This is a genomic window from Bacteroidota bacterium, assembly GCA_013360915.1.
Classification (GTDB): Bacteria; Bacteroidota; JABWAT01; order JABWAT01; family JABWAT01; genus JABWAT01.
In genome coordinates this window covers 1-17,975 of sequence record JABWAT010000005.1, presented here as the reverse complement: position 1 = coordinate 17,975, position 17,975 = coordinate 1, and the positions used below count along the sequence as shown (strand labels likewise).

The window sequence follows — 17,975 nt, the reverse complement described above, 5'->3', positions numbered from 1 at the left end:
GCCGTTTATTCCGACAGAAACCGGGTGGCCAATGCCTGCCAGGTGAGGGTGGTCCTTACACGGCTGCGGCCGTTTTCACCCAACCGGGACCGGAGTCCGGGGTCCTTAATTAATCCGATGCAGCGATCTGCCAAACGGTCAGAATCGGTGGGATCGACCAGAAAACCGGTTTCACCATCCACGATGGCATCGGCCACGCCGCCCGACCGACCACCAATGACGGGTTTCCCGCATACATTGGCCTCGAGATAGGTGATGCCGAATCCCTCGGTATCACCGTCCAGTTCCCGGCTCATCATGACATACAGATCGGCCATCTGATAAATAGCCACTTTTTCCTCGTCGGTGACATAGCCGGTGAAGCGGACAACCGATTCCAGTTGGAGATCCTTTACCAATTGGGTGAGTTGCTGATACCAGGACTCCTCCCACTTTCCTGCAATCAGGTAAATAACCGGTCCGGTTTCCCTGATAATGGCAGGCAGTGCACGGATCACCGTATCATGTCCTTTCCGTTCAATGACACGGGCAAAAGTCAGTAACAAAGGATGGCCGTCGGGGTTGAAACGTTGCCTCAGAGATGGAATAAGGCCAGAGGTCTGAAAATCGGCGGGATCAACCCCATTGGGAAGCACCCTGACTTTGGATTCAACATCGGGGTATCCTGCAATCAGTCGTCCGGCAGTGAACCGACTGACCGAAATGATCTGATCCACTTTTTCCAGCGTTTCGGAAAGCCACCACCGTTTCAGTGCAGGCATCGGGCGGGTGATTTCGAGACCGTGAACCACCAGCACCAGCCGGAAGCCATGTTTTTCCTTCAATCCGGTGAGACCACGGGCCACATTCCATGTGGTGGCGATGATGAGATCGGGCCGGAACCCGGAACTGATCGTTTCGCGGACGGCTTTCCGGCAGATCCAGGTGCGGAATTGTTTCCACCGCTTTCCCTGAATCGGTATCAGAGTCAGACCGGAATCGACAGGGGGAACCTTGAATTCTTTGCGCGGACGGTACAGAACCCGAACATCGGCACCCGATGCACCTGCCAGTCCACGTGCCATTCCCCGCGCCCATTGGGCAATGCCGCCCGGATACGGCGGGTAGTCTTCCGATAAAATGAGAATGCGTTCAATCAGTCGGGACATAATTCCTTTACAGCCTGCCAGACCAGGTCGGGATCGATATCCGCCACCCGGAGGGTTGAACTTTGAACAATCCGGCAGGTGACCTGCCAGGGAGAAAAACGGGCCAGATGAAGATCGCCTTTCTGGTACAGACCCACAACCGGGATTCCGGCGCCAGCTGCCAGGTGAATCATGGAGGTGTCGGGAGAGACCAGCAGTCTGCCCTTTTCCAGAATGGCTGCTGCTTCCTGAAGCGATTTGGTATCGGGGCAGGGCAGAATCTGACTGAACCGCTTTTCGAGCCGGGAACGCACGGCCATCTGCTCTCCGACCGCCAGCAGAACGAGCGGACTGTTCAGCCGGCAGATAAGAGCACCCCACTGGCTTTCTGTCCATTCACGGTCGGGTGATCCGGCGGACAGATTCAGGATGACAGTGCTGGCGGGCAGCTGACTTGCAAAAGTCTGAACCGCCGGTGACACGGGGACAGGCGGAAGGGCGGGTTTCAGATCGGCTGGTTGAAGCGAATGCCCCAGAAATTGCAGAAAATCGAGATACTTGGAGAGCATGTGACGGTAAAAGTCACCACCGATTTCATAATCAAAGTAACGCTGATGGTTCGGATGGGCTATTCCCACCTTGATCCGGGCCTTAACCAGCAGGCTCTGGAGCATGAAGTTAAAAGAGGGATGATCCTTGGTGTTAAACAAAAGGTCATAGGAAAACCGCCGGCCATGACGGAAAAAACCCCACAGATCGGTTTTAACCCTGAATACCTGATTCACGACCGGTTCCTGACGGAAAAAATCTGACGAAGTGGCGCTGAAACAAGCCACGTGAATCACCAGGTCGGGGTACCGGTCACGCAGCTGTCTGAGAAGCGGAGTCAGTAACAGGCAGTCCCCCAGTTTTTCCTGAGCCAGAATCAGAACGGAACCCAGGGGTCCTTCGAAATGGCTGACCCTTTTCCGGCGGCGTGCAAACAACCCCATCAGGTCGATAAGCAACCGTTTGTTTTTCCGGTTAATGGTTTTTTTCAGGGGTTCGCTGCTGTTTTTCACGACACTTTTCCTGAAAAAACTGTTCGAGCTGGCTTACCATGGCGGGAATGGTGAAATGCAATCGCACCCGTTCCAGACCAGCCTTACCTGCCTGGTCCATGGCAGTGGGATCTGATAAAACCTTCAGAATTGTTTCAGCCAGAACGGATGGATTTTTTGGCGGAACAATCCACCCGGTATCACCCATCAGTTCACGGGCGCCATTTACATCGGTGGCAATGGCCGGCTTACCCAGGGCCATGGCTTCCATCACCACATTGGGCATGCCTTCAAACAGGCTGGAAAGCACAAAGAGGTGACATCCTTTGGTGTAAGGATCCGGATTGTCAAGAAATCCGATCAGATGAACCGATCCGGCAACCCCAAGGCGGGAGGCCAATTGTCTGAGGTCCTGTTCGAGTTTTCCCTTTCCTGCAATCACCAGAACTGTTTCGGGTCGCTGAGCATGGACCTGAGCAAAGGCAGTGATCAGATCATCAAATCCCTTCTGTTCAGCCAGACGGCCACTCGAGAAAATCACGGTTTTACCGGGATAGTCTTTAGAAAAATCATGGGCCATCACCTGAGATTTATCTGCAATGCCGTTGTAAATCACCCGTACAAATCCGTCGGGGAACCAACCGTAGCCCCGGTACGCATCGCGGATGGTGGTTGAGTTGGTGATAATGCCATCAGCCAGATTGGTCAGGGTGACCTTGTGCTTCCACTTTTTACCAGCCAGAAGGATTCCATGACGGGCCAGAACCACCGGATGACCTGCCAGGCGGGCGGCAAGACCAGCCACCCGGACATCCTTATTCAGATTGCAGACCAGCACATCAATCTGTTCTGCTTTGAGAAAACGGTAAATTTTCCAGGTGGCAATGGGGCTGATATCGGCCCGGATGTTGAATACCCGGGTCGGAACACCTGCTCGGGTGGCCTCGGCCAGAATTTCACTGCCTGGCTTGCCCGCCAGAAAAACCCGGTGACCGTTGCTCAGGAGTCCGCGAGCGGCACGAACCATCCATTTCTCGCCACCACCTAATTTGTTTACCCCGATGGAATTGATGAAAAGTATGTTCATTCCGGATGGCCACCCATTAAAAAACGTAAATATCATACATGAAATCCGGAAAGGCGAAGACAGGCAGGATGTGAATGGCCAGACTATTTCATGATATTTGCACAACAACATCATGATCAAACGCATCACACTCTGGTTTATCGCCTCGGTCATCCTGCCGGTTCTGCTCTATATCGGGTATCTTGCCAACACCCTGAGCAGTAACGAAGTGATTCTGAAGGACCTGTATGATGAGCAGTTGGCGGCCGTCCTCCTGAATCTGAATCAGTATGCCTGGAGCGCGGTGGATAATTGGGCCAATGACGTGGCACGCATTCCGCCCGGCGAAGAGCGGGCATTGCGGTTTTTTCTGAATAACCATCCGGCTGTTCACTCGATTCTGTATATGGATACGAGCTGGGTGAACGTCCGCACGGTGACTGCGAGATCCACCTTCTATGAACCCAACGCGGTTATTCTGGATAGTCTCAAGAGACGCCCGGAAAGCATCAGGCAACTGTATTCCTTTCTGAAAACCGGATACCGCAAATTACTTCCCATCCGCTTATCAAAACCGGATGTCCGTGATCCGCTGATTGCCATTGTCTTTCTGTTCGATTCTCCCGGGTCGGGTAAGAAACTGGCTGCCCTGACCATTGACGGCTATCAGTTAATCAGAAACATACTCCGTCCGCGGCTGAATGAAATTTCTGGTGAACAGTATGACCTTGGTATACAGTACCGCGATGGTGGAACGCTGATTTTCTCCACTTCTGATTCTGACCCCGGCGGATTCAGGGTCTCTAAGCCTTTGTGGATTATTCCGGAATATCAGGTGGGAATCCGTTTTAAAAACCGGGCCATTGATGATTGGCTGGGTAACCGGCTGATCCTGAATATTTCCATCATCACCGTGCTGGGTGTCCTGGTTCTGGTGGGGATTTTTATTGTATTCCGTTACATCCGGCAGGAAATGGATCTGGTCCGGTTAAAAACCGATTTCGTCTCGAACGTGTCACATGAATTGCGAACCCCGCTGGCCCTGATCCGGATGTATGCCGAAACCCTGAGTATGAACCGGACCACCGACGAAAACCGCAAGAAAGAATATTACCGCATAATTCTGACAGAAACGGAGCGGTTGAGCCGGCTGATCAATAACATCCTGAATTTTTCGCGCACGGAAAGTGTCAAACCCACCTACCGGAAAACCCTGGTAGATGTGGGCGAAATTGTGCGTCGGGTTTTGGAGCCTTATCAGCTGCAGATCGAACAGGATGGTTTTCAGGCCGATGTGATCCTGAATCCGGTGCCCAGAGTCCTGGCCGATGCCGATGCACTTGGTGAAGCCGTGAACAACCTGATCGACAACGCCATTAAATACAGCCGTGACCGCAAGTACCTCCGGATCGAAACAATCAGGAAAGGGGGACTGGTGGGAATCCGGGTGGAAGACCGAGGGATCGGTATCGATCAGAAATACCACCGTCAGGTTTTTGACAAATTTTTCCGGATTTCCAGCGGACTGGTTCATGAATCGAAGGGATCGGGCCTGGGACTGGCCATTACCACTCACATCATCAACCATCACGATGGCATCATTGAATTGGAAAGTGCTGTGGGTAAAGGATCGGTTTTCACCATCTGGATTCCTGCTGCAAAAGAGAGTTAATAACCCGGTATGGCCGTTATTTGTGCACCATGTTGCACCCAAACCGGAAAAAACCAGATATTTAGGCTATCTTTGTCCCCATTTAGGATCCATCTATGAGTAAGATTCTTATTATTGAAGACGAAGCCCAGCTTGCCCTTGGTCTGAAGGACAACCTCGAAATGGAAGGGTATCAGGTCCAATTGGCCCTGACTGGCACCGACGGGTACGATCATATCAAGAAAGGCGACTTCGATCTGGTTATTCTGGATGTGATGTTACCGGGTTTATCGGGTTTTGATGTGCTTCGCCGGGTTCGTCTCGAAGGAAATTCCACCCCGATTATCATGCTGACTGCCAAGGCAGATGAAATTGATAAGGTCCTCGGTCTTGAACTGGGTGCTGACGATTACATGACCAAGCCATTCAGCCTGCGTGAACTGATGGCCCGTGTAAAGGCTGTGTTACGGCGTCAGGTTCCGCTTACCGGCAATGTGATGGCCCCGGTGACCATCGGACTTCTGGTGGTGGATTTCTCGAATTACGCAGCTACCCGCAACGGTGAAAACATTCCAATGACTCCCAAGGAAGTGGAAGTACTGAAATACCTGTGGGAACGCCGGAACCAGACAGTCAGCCGTGATGATCTGCTGACCAACGTGTGGGGATATGATGATTCCATCAGCAGCCGGACCGTGGATAATTTCATTCTGAAAATCCGGCAGAAGATGGAAGAAGATCCAGCACATCCGAAAAACATCATTACGATTCACGGAATCGGATATAAACTGATACCAAATCCCTGATACCAGACAGGAAAAGTTTGACACGAAGGCTGCCCGAAAAGGCAGCCTTTTTTGTTTATTCAGCTGAGGTCTTCAGCCAGTTGCCGAATGCATTCCCGGCTTCCTGTGCACTGGCCCACCGGTCACCAGGTTGTTTGGCCAGACATTTCATGATAATGGAATCGAGGTCGGAGTCAACCAGATGGTTATAGACCGAAGGGGGAACCGGCACCTGATTAAAAATATTGTAAACAAAGGCCATGTCATGATCACCGGTCACCGGCAAGGTACCGCCTGTAAGCAGTTCATAACCGACCACACCCAACGAATACACATCGGCGGTGGCATCGAGCGGCATCCCAACAGCCTGCTGCGGCGACATGTAGGCCAGGGTTCCCACACTGGTTCCAAGGCGGGTCATGGTGGCGAAAACCGCCGCTTTTGCCAAGCCAAGATCCATGATTTTGGGATGCCCATCCGGACTGATCATGATGTTTTCGGTCTTGATGTCGCGGTGAATCATGCCGGCATCGTGAAGAACCTGAATCGCCTCACACAGATCGGCAAGCCACCGAACGACCTGACCCGGCGACACGTCCCGGGTCAGCCATGCACGCAGGTTCTCTCCTTCAACCAGTTCCATGACCAGATACCGTTGCCGGCCATGTACACCCTGACCGAAAATTTTAACAATGGCAGGATGAGAAAGAGCCGTTCCTGCCGCCACTTCCCGCTGAAACCGGATCTGACCTTCTGAGGTATCGAAAGCCCGGTCGTGAAAGACTTTGATGGCAACGGGTTTCCGGTCCGAGGTGCTCCAGGCTTCCCAGACTTTACCGCTCGATCCTTCGCCCAGAAGCCTTCCCAACCGGTATGGTCCGATTCGGGAAGTCCGCAGGTAGGTGACCCAGAAATAAACAACGGTGGCAATTAATGTCCAGAGAAGCAGTGACCCGGCAACCGGACCCAGTAAATGAACGGCCAGCGGATGCTGAGCGGTTCTCAGGAAAAGCACCCAGTACAGCACAACTCCCGGTATCCAGGCCCACCATTGACGGGCATACCCGATCCAGCCGGTCAGGTTGCTCCGCTGGTTCAGAAACCAGAGCCCGGTCCCGATAAACAGCAGTTTCAAGAGTTCCTGCCACAAAGAAAGATAAAGCCAGGTCCGGATGAGCGGACTCACGATGGCTTCTGGCAGGATCCCGTTGCCTGCCGGGTTGACCTGAATAGTTGTCATCGGACCAGACAACCTTCCGGACCATGAATTTCCGCCCGGTCCGGTGACCGTGGCCTGTCGACCGGAAGCGACCGGAACAACAAGCGGCATGGCGGTCACGGTTGATAAAGCGGTTTGTCCCGACCAGCCGTTTACCCGGAACGGTTTACCAACGGAATCGGCAGTTTCTATGCTGACCTGAAAACCAGGATCACTCAGACCAGTCAGAAACAGACGACTGACGGCCGCAGGTTTTCCTTCATTCCGGTAAAATGTAACCGGATAGGCTCCAAACTCACTCCCTCTGCACAATACCAGATCGGGGTCTCCATCCGAATCGGCATCGCCTGTTATGGAATTTCCATCGAGGGTCAGACCACTTGTTTCCTTCACACTCACCCATCGTGAACCATCCCATCTGAGCAGATGACTGCCAAAAAGAATATCATCCGCCCCGTCTCCATCGGCATCGGTAATCAGACAGAACCCACCTGGAAATCCCGGAAAGGCTGGTATGGAGGGTATCCGGACCGGAATGGAGGAGACCACCAGCGAATCCCCCGAAACTCTGGCAATGCGATTGACCAGATTCCGGTCAGGAAGAAAAAGAACCGGCTCACCGGTATCGGGGAGAGTCAGAATATTGACAGAAATGCTTTTCAGCGATGGATGCTGGCGAACAGACTGAAGGCTGAAACCCGGACGTGACAGGGTGAAAAGAAAGGTTCCGGCGTTATCGGTTACCGCAACCAGGCTGGCCAGACCTTCCTTCGTTCCGGGAAGCAAAACCCATCCCATCAACCGGTGGTTATCCAATTGATTCAATGCCTGGAAAAGGGTTGAATCACCGGGTGTAAACCGCCCGACACCATCATTCTGAAACCATTGAATCCCGGCTTCCCAGGATGAAACAAACAGATCCTGATCACCATCCAGATCGGCATCGAGCAGCCGGATGCTGTGGCCCCAGAAAGTTTCCGGTTCCGGAACGTTCATGGCATCGAGACCGGACCAACCGGTGATGTCATCGAACCGGATCTGATCACGGTTTCTGAAAACAGAGACTTTGTGATCGGTGTGCCGGATAACCAACAGATCCTGATCTCCATCGCCGTCGATATCGCCTGCCGTTCCGGCCAGCGATCCGTTGCTCGAAACCAGAAGTCCGCGTTCATAGGTCTGGTCGGTGAACGGACCGGTTCCGGTATTGATCAGCAACTGGTCGGGGAGTCCGGGCTCCCCGGTCAGGTACAGGTCTGGGTGGGTATCGTCATTGGCCTGGAGGAAAAATCCGCCGCGAGCCTTTGCAGAGATGGCCGAGGCACTGGTCACATCACGAAAGCTCACGGTTCCGCGGGTCGTCGTTCCAAACAGTCCTGTGGTGGTTCCGATGATGAATCCGCTGGTTGTATCGGCAGGATTGACCAGATCAAATGAGGTGATGGGAACACCGGGTTCGGTCAGATTCATGCGGGCGGACCATGCCAGCCTTGAAGGATCCCATTGAAAAATCTGGTCGCCGGAAAGGACAAACAAGCCATTCAACCGGCTGATCATCTGCTGGATCCGTTTTTCACCAGCGGGTGAAGGTACCGGGTTGAATCGGGTGCCATCCCAGGTGATCACCTCACCTTTATCGGTTCCGATCCAGAGCAACCCGGTTTCATCTTCGGCCAGGGAGACCACGGCTGACCGGATGGGAAGCGGAATACTGGTTCCTTCTGACCCGTTAAAGCGGATCAGAATGCCGTTTTTTCCACCGACCCAGACGTAGCCATTCCGGCCGGTAAGGACCGACAGGAAATCCTTGGCAAAGTCATCTTCCCCTTCTTTCCAGATCACCGGAGACCGCACCGGCACCCAGTTTCCGTTGACCCGCCTGAGTACGGTGGCCTTCTGACCAACCAGCCACAAATCTGCCTCTGACCTGCCATCCATGGAGTGAATAATCACATAATCCGTGGCGTCCCACTTTTTCAGCGGAATGTCCTGACGGGTCCAGTGACTGCCATCGAAGTGATAAAACAAATACCGCCAATGACCGAAGTGGGTTTCGTGGTGAAGTCCGTAAACCGACCGGGGAGAGAAGACTTTCAGCAGCGGGGAATCTGAGTAAGGGAACGCCATGGAAACCGACCAGGATCCGTTTCGGTAGCGGTAAAATCCGCCGGCCGTTTCGAATCCGGCCCCACGGACGGCAGCCCACCGGTCGCCATCGGGAGTTGACATCACCTGAGCCACATTGGTCGCCTTCTGTTCGAAAAACGGAATCAGTTCCTGCCCCTGCAGCAGGAAAGGGATGAGCAGAAAGGGAAAAAGCAGTGGCTGGCGTTTCATGCGTTACTTCAGATAGACCGCCCGGCGGGTTTCACGCTTTGATCCGTTGATAAATGTGAGGTGATACAGCCCCGAGGTTAACTGATGAGGTTCCCATGAAAGGGTTTGAGGTCCGGCAACTGTAAAAACAAAGATTTTTTCTGCCACCTGCTGACCCAATACATTGTGTACGACGAGGCGCAGGGATCCGGGCGATGCAATGGTTACCGGAATGTTCACAGACGGATTGAATGGGTTGGGATACAACGTTCCCAATGACCAGTCAGCCGGTTGTTCGGAACGGACTGATGTGTAAAGGGAACCTCTGATGGAAAGATTCAGGGGTGAAAAGGGAGTGCCGGTTGTACGGATCATACCATGGGTGCTGGTTTGAGTCCAGGCGGGTTCGTTGCTTTGTGCCCATAGGGTTGAATCGGCGATGTAGGGAAGATGGGTGGTTCCCGATTGAACCCGGGTCCAGGATCCATGGCGGGCCACCCGGATATGAGTCATCCGTGATCCTGGAAGGGATGGATATCCGGTTCCCGAGATCACCGAGGTCAACTGTGCGGTCATGGAATCGGTCCGGGTTTCCTCCCAGAGGAACCGGGTTTCCAGACGTTCACCGGCAAGAGATTGGGTGGTGAGACCGTCGTCTTCTATCAGGGAGCCGGAAGCCAGCCCGGTTTCCCGGTCCGGGAAGACGCTGAGAAGCAGGGTATCGCCCCATTCATCTGCCACCGTCCGGCCATCGGGTCGCTGAGGAATGACCGATCCGCCGCGAACCAGTACCGGAATCTGTTGCAAGGGTGCGGCCAAGGTCTGAAAACCGGCCGGAACGACGGCATTCGGATAATAAAAATCGTACCAGGTCCCCGAAGGAAGGTCGGTGTTAACCGAGGTAACATCCGGTTGCAGAACGGGCATTACCAGCAGGGAAGGACCAAAGAAAAATGCGTCTGTCCGGTCAGAAACACCCGGCAGATCGGGAAAATCGAGCAGCAACGGCCTGATGGGCAATTCACCGTGGATGGAATGATTCCAGGCGGCGGTGTAGAAATAGGGATTCAGCCGGTGACGGATTCTGATGTAGTTACCGGTGATGCGTTCGGTAACCAAACCGAAAGCCCACGGCTCATGATTCTGATGGGAGGTGTGAGCACGCATGATTCCTGTAAACGCACCGAATTGCATCCAACGGGTGTACAATTCAGCCGAAGCGGGGGACCCGGCAAATCCGCCCAGATCGGAATGCTCATATCCGATTCCTGAAAGGGACATGCCCAGCATGATCCCGGGCTGAAGACTAAGTCCGTCAAAAGACCGGTCCACATCGCCCGACCAGGGGAAGGTGGCAAACCGTTGCATGCCACCCGTTCCCGACCGGGTCAGATTAAAAAACCGTTTTCCGGGATAGTCCTTGTTAAATCCGTCCCAGAGAATTTTCGCCCAGATCAGATTGTAAATGTTATGAACTTTGGCAGCACTTCCGCCGGCATGAATCATGTCGGAAGGATGGGTCTCCGGTTCACCCAGATCGGTCCACCAGCCGGCAATTCCCGATTCCATGATGGCCTTGGATTGAGACCACCACAAATGCGGCGCGCTCGCATGGGTGACATCGAACAACCGGGCATCGCCGGCCCAGAATCCGAACGTATAAGCCCCGCCGGCAGGTTTTTTCCCCACGTATGCCGAGAACAGGCTGTACAGGCGTGTTCCGTTGACAAAGTAGGTTTCCTGTATGGGAATCACCCGGAATCCATCATCAAGAAGATCGGCCACCATTCCTGCAGGATCGGGAAACCGGTTCAGATCCCACTGCAGATCTCCCATTTTATTTTCCTGGCCAAACCAGTATAAATCGAGAACAATGGCATCGGCCGGAATGTTCTTCGACCGGAAGGTGGATGCAATCTGCCTGACTTCCGTTTCATTCTGATAGCCATATTTGGACTGAATAAATCCCAATGCCCAACGTGGAGGAAGGGGTTGGAAGCCGGTTAGCTGATAATAATGCCGAATTTGTGCACGCAGATCACCAGTGAAGAAATAAAACACCATGGGTCCGCCAAGGGATTGGTAACTGTAACCGGAACGCAGGTCGACATTCGCCGGATAGGATGAGTCAAAAAAGACACCATATCCCTCGGTGGTGGTCATCAGCGGGATGTTTACTTTCATGGTTTTCAGCGCAGAGGAATATCCGTAATTGGCCCGGTTATAGGTATCGAAAAATTGTCCCTTCCGGTTAAGGGACATGCCTTTTTCCCCGAATCCAAACACCTGTCCCGGGCCTTCAGTAAAAGTGAACCGGGTGATATCTCCTGATTTGGAATACGGGCTGGACGATGATTCGCTGGTAATGAGCAACCCATCGGACCGGAGAAAAGTCAGCAGTCCGCCGGGAAGCGCCACGTCGATCCGGAGGGTTCCGTTATTCAGGGTGATCCGGTCGGCCAGTTCGGTCACCGTCAGGTCTGGGCCTTCAGCAAGCGGTGTCTGAATCATGACGGTGGGTGCGTCTGCCCCGTCATCATAGGCAATCTGAAAAATGGAATCACTCACCGACCGGATACGAAGAGTGGCCCCCGTAAACGAACCGGTCCAGGTGGTGCTGGTCGCATTCCAGAAATTGAGGGTTCCAAGATTACCGGTGGATTGTGAATGGGCCGCAACCGGACTCATGAATATACCAGCCAGAAAAAGAGTGATGTATTTCATGTGGCGCTCCGGTGTGGATAAGATTGTTTTGATCAGTCCGTGAAAAGCCGGATCAGGTTTTTCGAACAGATTTTTGAGATGGTCTGGTCACTAAGCCCCCGTTCCTTGAGCAGGCCGGGAATTTTCTGAAGATCCAGAACGGACTCCATACCGGCAGGTGCTGTTTCGATTCCATCAAAGTCGCTGCCGAGAGCCACATGGTCTTCTCCAGCAATCCGCAGGGCATGAAGAATGTGGTCGGTAAGGAGATCAATGGAGGGTCTCAGGTCGGCCACTTCACGGCCGATCCAACGGTCCTCGTGAGTGAAAAAAGCTTCGTAGTTCGGGAAATCGGACTCAACCGGTCCTTTCCGCTCAGCCCGGATGGACGTCAGCCGTTCATTCCGGCGGGTGAAATAGGAGGGATCCAGGAATCCACTGAAAAAATTCATGCAGACCACCCCGCCGGTCATGGCAATGGCCCTGATCTGTTCATCGGTCAGGTTTCTCGGATGGGAACACAGCGCCATGCAGGCCGAGTGGGAGGCCATGAGGGGGCCTTTGCTCACATCAATCATGTCCCAGAAGGTTCTTTCTCCCACATGACTCACATCGGGAACAATGCCAACCCTGTTAAATTCTGCAATCATTTCGCGACCCGCCCCACTTAGTCCCTTCGGACCGGAAAACCCCGGTGAATGTTCATCGCGGGCACTGGTGGCCCAGGAGACACTGTTGTTCCAGGTGGGAGACAAATACCGGATTCCGCGGCGACGAAACACTTCCACCTGACGTGGATCGCTTGCAAGAGGATGCGATCCTTCCATGCCAAGCAGGTAAGTGGTTTTTCCCGGGGAAGAACGGGTGGCAGCAATATCGGAGGCCTGACTGATGGACTTTTCAAAGGCATCAATCAGACGGTGAGCCTGGTCGGGTGATTTTCCTTCCTGTTCATACCGGACCGGAACCCAGACCGATAAAATCTGTAAAACCACACCGGCTTCACGTATTCTGACAAAATCGGAATGTCCATCGGGTAAACGCTGGTGAATGGCATCACCTGCCAGTGCCCGCTGAAGCAAATCATTGTGTGCGTCGGCAAAGGAAACCGGGTTATTCACTGATCCTCATGGAAATAAATTTCCGTACCGAAATCACAGAACCCAGCAATCCAAAAACTGCTCCGGTCACAATGAGAGTCAGGAAAAAGGAAGGGGACAACACGATGTACTGGAATACGGGAAATATCCGCTGATCGGTCAGGGTGAGCAATCCGAAAATGGTCAATCCGGAAATCAGACCGCCCAGCACCCCCTGCAGAAATCCTTCAATCAGAAACGGGGTTCTGATAAAGGCGGCCGTTGCTCCCACCAGTTTCATGGTCTGAATGAGAAAACGACGTGAATAAATGGCCAGCCGGATGGTGTTGCTGACCAGAAAAATTGAGGCCAGACCCACTATCAGGCCAATGCCTGCTGTGAGTCCCCACAGAATGCGTGCATTTTTATCCAGGGCCGAAATGTACTGTTCGTTAAAATTCACATCGGTGACAGCAGCCAGCTTTTTTATCTGCGGAATAATCAGCATCAGCGAATCCATCACCCCATATTCCGGTCGGACAAATACGCGGAAACTGGGCGGAAACGGATTGGTGTCGAGAATGTCGAACACATTCTCACCGAACTCCTGCTCAAAAATCGCCGCTGCTTCCTCGCGGGATATGAAACGGGTTTCCCTCACCCCTTTGATTCCGCCGAGATAATCCCCGATCGACTTGATTTCATCCTGCTTGACCGATTTTTCAAGAAAGACTTCAATTTCGAGTCGTGCCCGAAGTTCGGTCACCAGTCTCTGTGCATTGACCGCCAGCAGCAGAAAGGTGCCCAGCAGAACCAGACTGAGCGTAATGGTTGAAATGCTGACGAAACTGGAAAGTTTGGTCCGCTTAAAACCCGACAGACTTTCACGGATGATGTAGGATAAACTCATAAGCCCGATACATGTCCTTTTTCGGATTGATCTTCACGGTACGAACCCAGAATGTGAACCGATTCGGTGAAAGCATGAAGTTCTTCAATGGCTTCACGGATGGCTGGCTGATGAAGTCCGCCGGTGATATCCAGATAAAAAATCTGTTTCCAGGCTTTCCCCCAGACGGGACGGTTTTCAATTTTAATCAGGTTGATTTCTCTCGAGGCGAAACAGCCGAGGCAGTTATACAGACTTCCTGGTAAATCCTTGGCCTCGAACCAGATGGACGTTTTATTCGCATCAGGAACCGGCTCCGGTTGGGGGGTGACCACCACAAAACGGGTAAAATTATGATCGAAACTTTCGATATTTTTCTGCAGGACGGCCAGTTTATACTCCAATCCGGCCTGTTCAGAGGCAATGGCACCGGTGGTGGTCAGCTCCGGATGGTCGGCCAGATACCGGGCAGCACCGGCAGTGTCGGGCCAGGGTACGGGTTTCATCTGCGGATTCTGCCGGAAAAAGCTTTCACACTGTCCCAGTGCCTGCGGATGGGAATACACCTCACGGATGGAAGATACAGGCGTGGACGGATGGGCGAGCAGACAATGCTGAATCCGCAGTTTGTATTCGCCAACGATGGGAAACGGATTGGTTTGAAGGAGATCAAGGACCGGGTGAACCGATCCGTAAATGGAATTCTCAATGGGAAGGACGGCTGCCACGTTCCCCTTCACAGTGGCCAGCCGGTCGAAGACATCGGCAAAGGCAGGCAGCCCTTCCGGCTTGCTTCCCGGGAAAACCGACCATGCGGCCAGTTGGCTGTAAGCTCCCGGCTCTCCCTGGTAAAAAATCTGTTCTGGGCGGATCATGAACGAAAATACGAAATGAAGAGGAAAGGAGACAGGAGACAGAAGAAGGAATACAGAATTCAGAATTCAGAATTCAGAATTCAGAATACAGAATTTCACCCTCTCCACCGTAGAGGGAATGGGTGAGGGTCTGTTGAATTTTTGCTTTGAAATACCCGCCCCCTTCGAGAGCCTCAGGGCCCGGGTATTTCTGTTCTCTGATTACTGTTCACTCGTTTTTCCACTCACCACTCACCACTCACTATTCACCGTCTTACTATTGACAACGTACTATTATAGTAGTACTTTTGACTTAGTTGCTGATTTGTCAGGAGAAAATGATGCAGAAGCGATCCGTAGCCGGTCTCGGAGAAACTGAAATGGAAGTGCTCAATCATGTGTGGCGGCTACAGAATGCCACTGTATCCGATGTGCATGAATCGATGCGGTCCTACCGGAAGGTGGCCTATACCACGGTGATGACGATTATGAAAAAACTGGCGGATAAGGGATTGCTCCGCATCGAAAAGGAGGGGGTTTCCTACCGGTATTTCCCCACCCGGACCGAAGCGGAAGTGAAAGCGGAACTGGCTGGTTCTTTCGTTTCCTCTGTCTTCGGCAATTCCCGGGTCCAGTTGGTTCAGACCCTTGTAAAACGTGAAAATCTGTCAACTGCCGAGATTGAAGAATTGAAGAAACTCATCGGGGATTTATAATGGACCTGTTGCTGTCGCCCGAATCAGGGTATTGGCTGTTTGACCGCATTTTCCTTCCGGTGGTGCTCTGGTCTCTCGGTTGTCTTCCTTTATTGTGGACATTGCGTTTTTTATTTCCATCCGACCCTGATTTTCAGACCCGGGCCCGGCTGTTGCTTCTGTGGGGACTTCCCGCATCCATTTTTCTCCATATCCTTTTAAATGTTGCCTGGACTCAACCAGGTTCCGGTTACCTCATTATACCCGAACCCATTGCATGGCTTGTATCAGAACCGGTAACAACTCTGACAGCACCAACAAACGGAATTGCTCTTGATTGGAAGCCACTGATCGGGTGGATAACCGGACTTTCCCTTCTGGCTGGTTTTTCATTTCTGAAGGGTTATCTCATCCTGTTTCACCGGTTAGCCCGTTATCATCAATATCTCGAGTGGATTCCCGAGACGGAACACATCCGGCAGATTGCACGTGACTGTGGAGTCCGGATTCCCATAACCGTTTACCGGTCAAACGGTTTTGTAACACCGTTTACCTTTGGAATTCTGTACCCCAAAATTGTTATTCCGGCCGGATACTCAGCCAATCCGATTCAATTCGATCTGATTCTCCGTCATGAACTGATGCACATTCGCAATGGAGATTACCTTAAACAGATCCTCGAACAAGCCTTGAAATTTCTTTTCTTCTGGAATCCGCTTCTGCATCTGATCACCCGGCAAATCAGCAACTTCCGGGAAATGGTGTGTGATGAGCGGGTGGTAGCTTCCTGTCCTGATCAGAAACGTGAGTATGCAACCCTGCTGCTGACGCATCTGGAAGAACCGACAGCTCCGACCGGCGTTGCAGCGGCCATGGCCCACTCAACCCGAAATCTGAAAGAAAGGATTGTTCACATGAAAACATACCCGACTTCCGGCCAAAACAAGTGGCTACAATCGCTGGTTGCGGTTGGATTTACCGCTTTGCTTGTTTCTTCGGTGCTGGCCACTTCCAATGCCAGTTTTCCAACGATACCCAGGCAGGAATCTGCCACCGGAGACAGCACCACTGTCACTCCGCCTGAATTAACGGGTGGGATGGATGCGCTGGCAAAAATCAGTCAGCAAATCCGGTACCCGGAAATGGATAAGCAGCAGGGAATTCAGGGCCGCGTCCTGCTGAATCTGGTCATTTCAAAAACCGGTGCTATTAAGTCCGTTCAGATACTGGAATCAACCGGGTCAGCAACGCTTGATGCACAGGCGGTGGTGGCAGCTCAGGAATTGACCTTTAAACCAGCCATGAAGGATGGTCAGCCGGTTGAATCGGAAATGAAACTGCCTTTCAAGTTTAAACTGCAGAATGAACCAAATACTGCCCGGAAAGAAAAACCGGAACAGGTCACTTCAGAACCGGAACCCATCGGAGGAATCGGATCGGTCCTGAAGAACATCATCTATCCGGCAGAGGCAAAGAAGGAAGGACGAAGTGGAATGACGGTGCTTTCCATTCAGGTCAGTGAAAACGGGACTGTAATGAAAGTGTCCGTTGCAAAGTCCTCTGGTTTTACCGACCTGGATCAGGCTGCCATGGATGCCGCTCAGAAAATCCAGTTCAGACCAGCCTTTAAAGATGGTAAAGCTGTTACGGCCGACGTGATTCTGCCTGTGAAATTCAAATTGGGAGAGTAAGGAAAAGGCAGGAGGAAGAATTCAGAATTCCGAATTTCTTCTCCTCCGCAGGAGAGGGAAGGGGTTCGGATCTGTTGAATTTTTGCTTTGAAATACCCGCCCCCTTCGGGAGCCTCAGGCCCGGGTATTTCTGTTCTCTAGTTTTCTGATTTCTTTGCTCGGTCCGGTTTTTCCACCCACCATTAAACTCAAAAGTCCGGCTGGTGGCCGGACTTTTTGCGTTTCCCGAGGCTGCGTTTTACTTCAGCAACTGAAGTTTCCCGGTTTGAACCTCCCGGCCAATCTGCACCTGATACACATACACCCCACTTGCCAATGTGGATGCGTTAAATTGGAAGGCATACTCACCGGTATCATGCCACCCCGATGCCAGCACCGCCACTTCCTGTCCCAGCAGGTTAAAGACTCTGACCGAAAGGGTCTCCGGCCCGGCCAGCGTAACCCGGAATGTGGTGGCCGGATTGAACGGATTCGGATAAATGGACACTGAATGTTTGAAAGTCACCTCGCGTTGACCTGCCTCCCCATCGCGTCCCAGACGGAACTTGTTGCCGACCGGATCGACCACCCAGTAATCGTAACGGGCTGTATTGGGAGTGAAGGTGATGCTTTCCCCGGTGGATGAGAGAGAAACCCGGCCTACATGTTTCAGATCACTGGCCAGTTCTGCCGATGCCTCTCCTGCCCGGACGGCCAGTTGCCAGACACCCAATGTATCGATCACCACCGAATCGAGCCCGGATGGATCGATGGAAAAGTAATATTCCAGCGTATCATCCAGCGGACGGGCCACAATGCTGAAAGAATGACCGTCGGAGGCGTTGGAAATTTTCTCGATGCCGATTCCCTGTCCCCACTCG

General features: G+C 52.6%; 13 protein-coding genes. 4 read left to right on the top strand and 9 right to left on the bottom strand.

Going from position 1 to position 17,975, the window contains the following annotated elements; all coding sequences use genetic code 11:
• Positions 1-5: 5 nt before the first annotated feature.
• The 3 genes from HUU10_08045 to HUU10_08035 are packed head-to-tail and all read right to left on the bottom strand — an operon-like array spanning position 6 to position 3,254.
• Complete coding sequence (locus HUU10_08045; protein ID NUQ81545.1) at positions 6-1,148, bottom strand: glycosyltransferase family 4 protein; 1,143 nt, start codon at positions 1,146-1,148, stop codon at positions 6-8.
• The gene (locus tag HUU10_08040; GenBank protein NUQ81544.1) at positions 1,136-2,188 is read right to left on the bottom strand and encodes a glycosyltransferase family 9 protein; all 1,053 of its coding nucleotides are present in this window, start codon (positions 2,186-2,188) and stop codon (positions 1,136-1,138) included. The genes HUU10_08045 and HUU10_08040 overlap by 13 nt, the downstream gene beginning before the upstream one ends.
• On the bottom strand, positions 2,151-3,254 hold the full coding sequence (locus HUU10_08035) for a glycosyltransferase (protein ID NUQ81543.1): 1,104 nt from the start codon (positions 3,252-3,254) through the stop codon (positions 2,151-2,153). Before HUU10_08035 ends, HUU10_08040 begins: the two co-directional genes overlap by 38 nt.
• A 112-nt stretch (positions 3,255-3,366) precedes the next feature.
• Between HUU10_08035 and HUU10_08030 the strand changes: the two genes are divergently transcribed.
• Together HUU10_08030 and HUU10_08025 are read left to right on the top strand one after the other, a co-directional pair.
• Complete coding sequence (locus HUU10_08030) at positions 3,367-4,905, top strand: hypothetical protein (GenBank protein ID NUQ81542.1); 1,539 nt, start codon at positions 3,367-3,369, stop codon at positions 4,903-4,905.
• 95 nt (positions 4,906-5,000) lie between these two features.
• Entirely contained in the window at positions 5,001-5,690 is a 690-nt protein-coding gene (locus HUU10_08025) for a response regulator transcription factor (protein ID NUQ81541.1), read from the top strand.
• A 55-nt stretch (positions 5,691-5,745) separates the two neighbouring features.
• Here the strand turns inward: HUU10_08025 and HUU10_08020 are convergent, their stop codons facing one another.
• Genes HUU10_08020 through HUU10_08000 form a run of 5 tightly spaced genes read right to left on the bottom strand, consistent with a single transcriptional unit; the run spans position 5,746 to position 14,750 of the window.
• Positions 5,746-9,225, bottom strand: a complete 3,480-nt coding sequence (locus tag HUU10_08020) for a serine/threonine protein kinase (protein NUQ81540.1) — start codon at positions 9,223-9,225, stop codon at positions 5,746-5,748.
• Positions 9,226-9,228: 3 nt separating this feature from the next.
• Positions 9,229-11,928 (bottom strand): T9SS type A sorting domain-containing protein, encoded by a 2,700-nt coding sequence (locus HUU10_08015; GenBank protein ID NUQ81539.1) that lies wholly within the window; start codon positions 11,926-11,928, stop codon positions 9,229-9,231.
• 32 nt (positions 11,929-11,960) lie between these two features.
• Positions 11,961-13,028, bottom strand: coding sequence for a membrane dipeptidase (locus HUU10_08010; protein NUQ81538.1), 1,068 nt, complete (start codon positions 13,026-13,028; stop codon positions 11,961-11,963).
• Positions 13,021-13,896, bottom strand: a complete 876-nt coding sequence (locus HUU10_08005) for an ABC transporter permease (protein NUQ81537.1) — start codon at positions 13,894-13,896, stop codon at positions 13,021-13,023. The genes HUU10_08010 and HUU10_08005 overlap by 8 nt, the downstream gene beginning before the upstream one ends.
• On the bottom strand, positions 13,893-14,750 hold the full coding sequence (locus tag HUU10_08000; protein NUQ81536.1) for a prephenate dehydratase: 858 nt from the start codon (positions 14,748-14,750) through the stop codon (positions 13,893-13,895). The genes HUU10_08005 and HUU10_08000 overlap by 4 nt, the downstream gene beginning before the upstream one ends.
• Before the next feature lie 320 nt (positions 14,751-15,070).
• Between HUU10_08000 and HUU10_07995 the strand changes: the two genes are divergently transcribed.
• Together HUU10_07995 and HUU10_07990 are read left to right on the top strand one after the other, a co-directional pair.
• The gene (locus tag HUU10_07995) at positions 15,071-15,445 is read left to right on the top strand and encodes a BlaI/MecI/CopY family transcriptional regulator (protein ID NUQ81535.1); all 375 of its coding nucleotides are present in this window, start codon (positions 15,071-15,073) and stop codon (positions 15,443-15,445) included.
• The gene (locus HUU10_07990) at positions 15,445-17,115 is read left to right on the top strand and encodes a M56 family metallopeptidase (protein NUQ81534.1); all 1,671 of its coding nucleotides are present in this window, start codon (positions 15,445-15,447) and stop codon (positions 17,113-17,115) included. Before HUU10_07995 ends, HUU10_07990 begins: the two co-directional genes overlap by 1 nt.
• A 238-nt stretch (positions 17,116-17,353) precedes the next feature.
• On the opposite strand, the gene HUU10_07985 is transcribed toward HUU10_07990, so the two are convergent.
• Positions 17,354-17,975, bottom strand: a 622-nt coding sequence (locus HUU10_07985; protein ID NUQ81533.1) for a T9SS type A sorting domain-containing protein, incomplete at its 5' end; no start/stop codon positions are given.

What these genes read in the sequence shown, in the direction of transcription:
- HUU10_08045 (NUQ81545.1), bottom strand. Translation starts at nt 1,148, where the DNA reads ATGTCCCGACTGATTGAACGCATTCTCATTTTATCGGAAGACTACCCG.
- HUU10_08025 (NUQ81541.1), top strand. Translation starts at nt 5,001, where the DNA reads ATGAGTAAGATTCTTATTATTGAAGACGAAGCCCAGCTTGCCCTTGGT.
- HUU10_08030 (NUQ81542.1), top strand. Translation starts at nt 3,367, where the DNA reads ATGATCAAACGCATCACACTCTGGTTTATCGCCTCGGTCATCCTGCCG.
- HUU10_07995 (NUQ81535.1), top strand. Translation starts at nt 15,071, where the DNA reads ATGCAGAAGCGATCCGTAGCCGGTCTCGGAGAAACTGAAATGGAAGTG.
- HUU10_08020 (NUQ81540.1), bottom strand. Translation starts at nt 9,225, where the DNA reads ATGAAACGCCAGCCACTGCTTTTTCCCTTTCTGCTCATCCCTTTCCTG.
- HUU10_07990 (NUQ81534.1), top strand. Translation starts at nt 15,445, where the DNA reads ATGGACCTGTTGCTGTCGCCCGAATCAGGGTATTGGCTGTTTGACCGC.
- HUU10_08000 (NUQ81536.1), bottom strand. Translation starts at nt 14,750, where the DNA reads ATGATCCGCCCAGAACAGATTTTTTACCAGGGAGAGCCGGGAGCTTAC.
- HUU10_08015 (NUQ81539.1), bottom strand. Translation starts at nt 11,928, where the DNA reads ATGAAATACATCACTCTTTTTCTGGCTGGTATATTCATGAGTCCGGTT.
- HUU10_08035 (NUQ81543.1), bottom strand. Translation starts at nt 3,254, where the DNA reads ATGAACATACTTTTCATCAATTCCATCGGGGTAAACAAATTAGGTGGT.
- HUU10_08005 (NUQ81537.1), bottom strand. Translation starts at nt 13,896, where the DNA reads ATGAGTTTATCCTACATCATCCGTGAAAGTCTGTCGGGTTTTAAGCGG.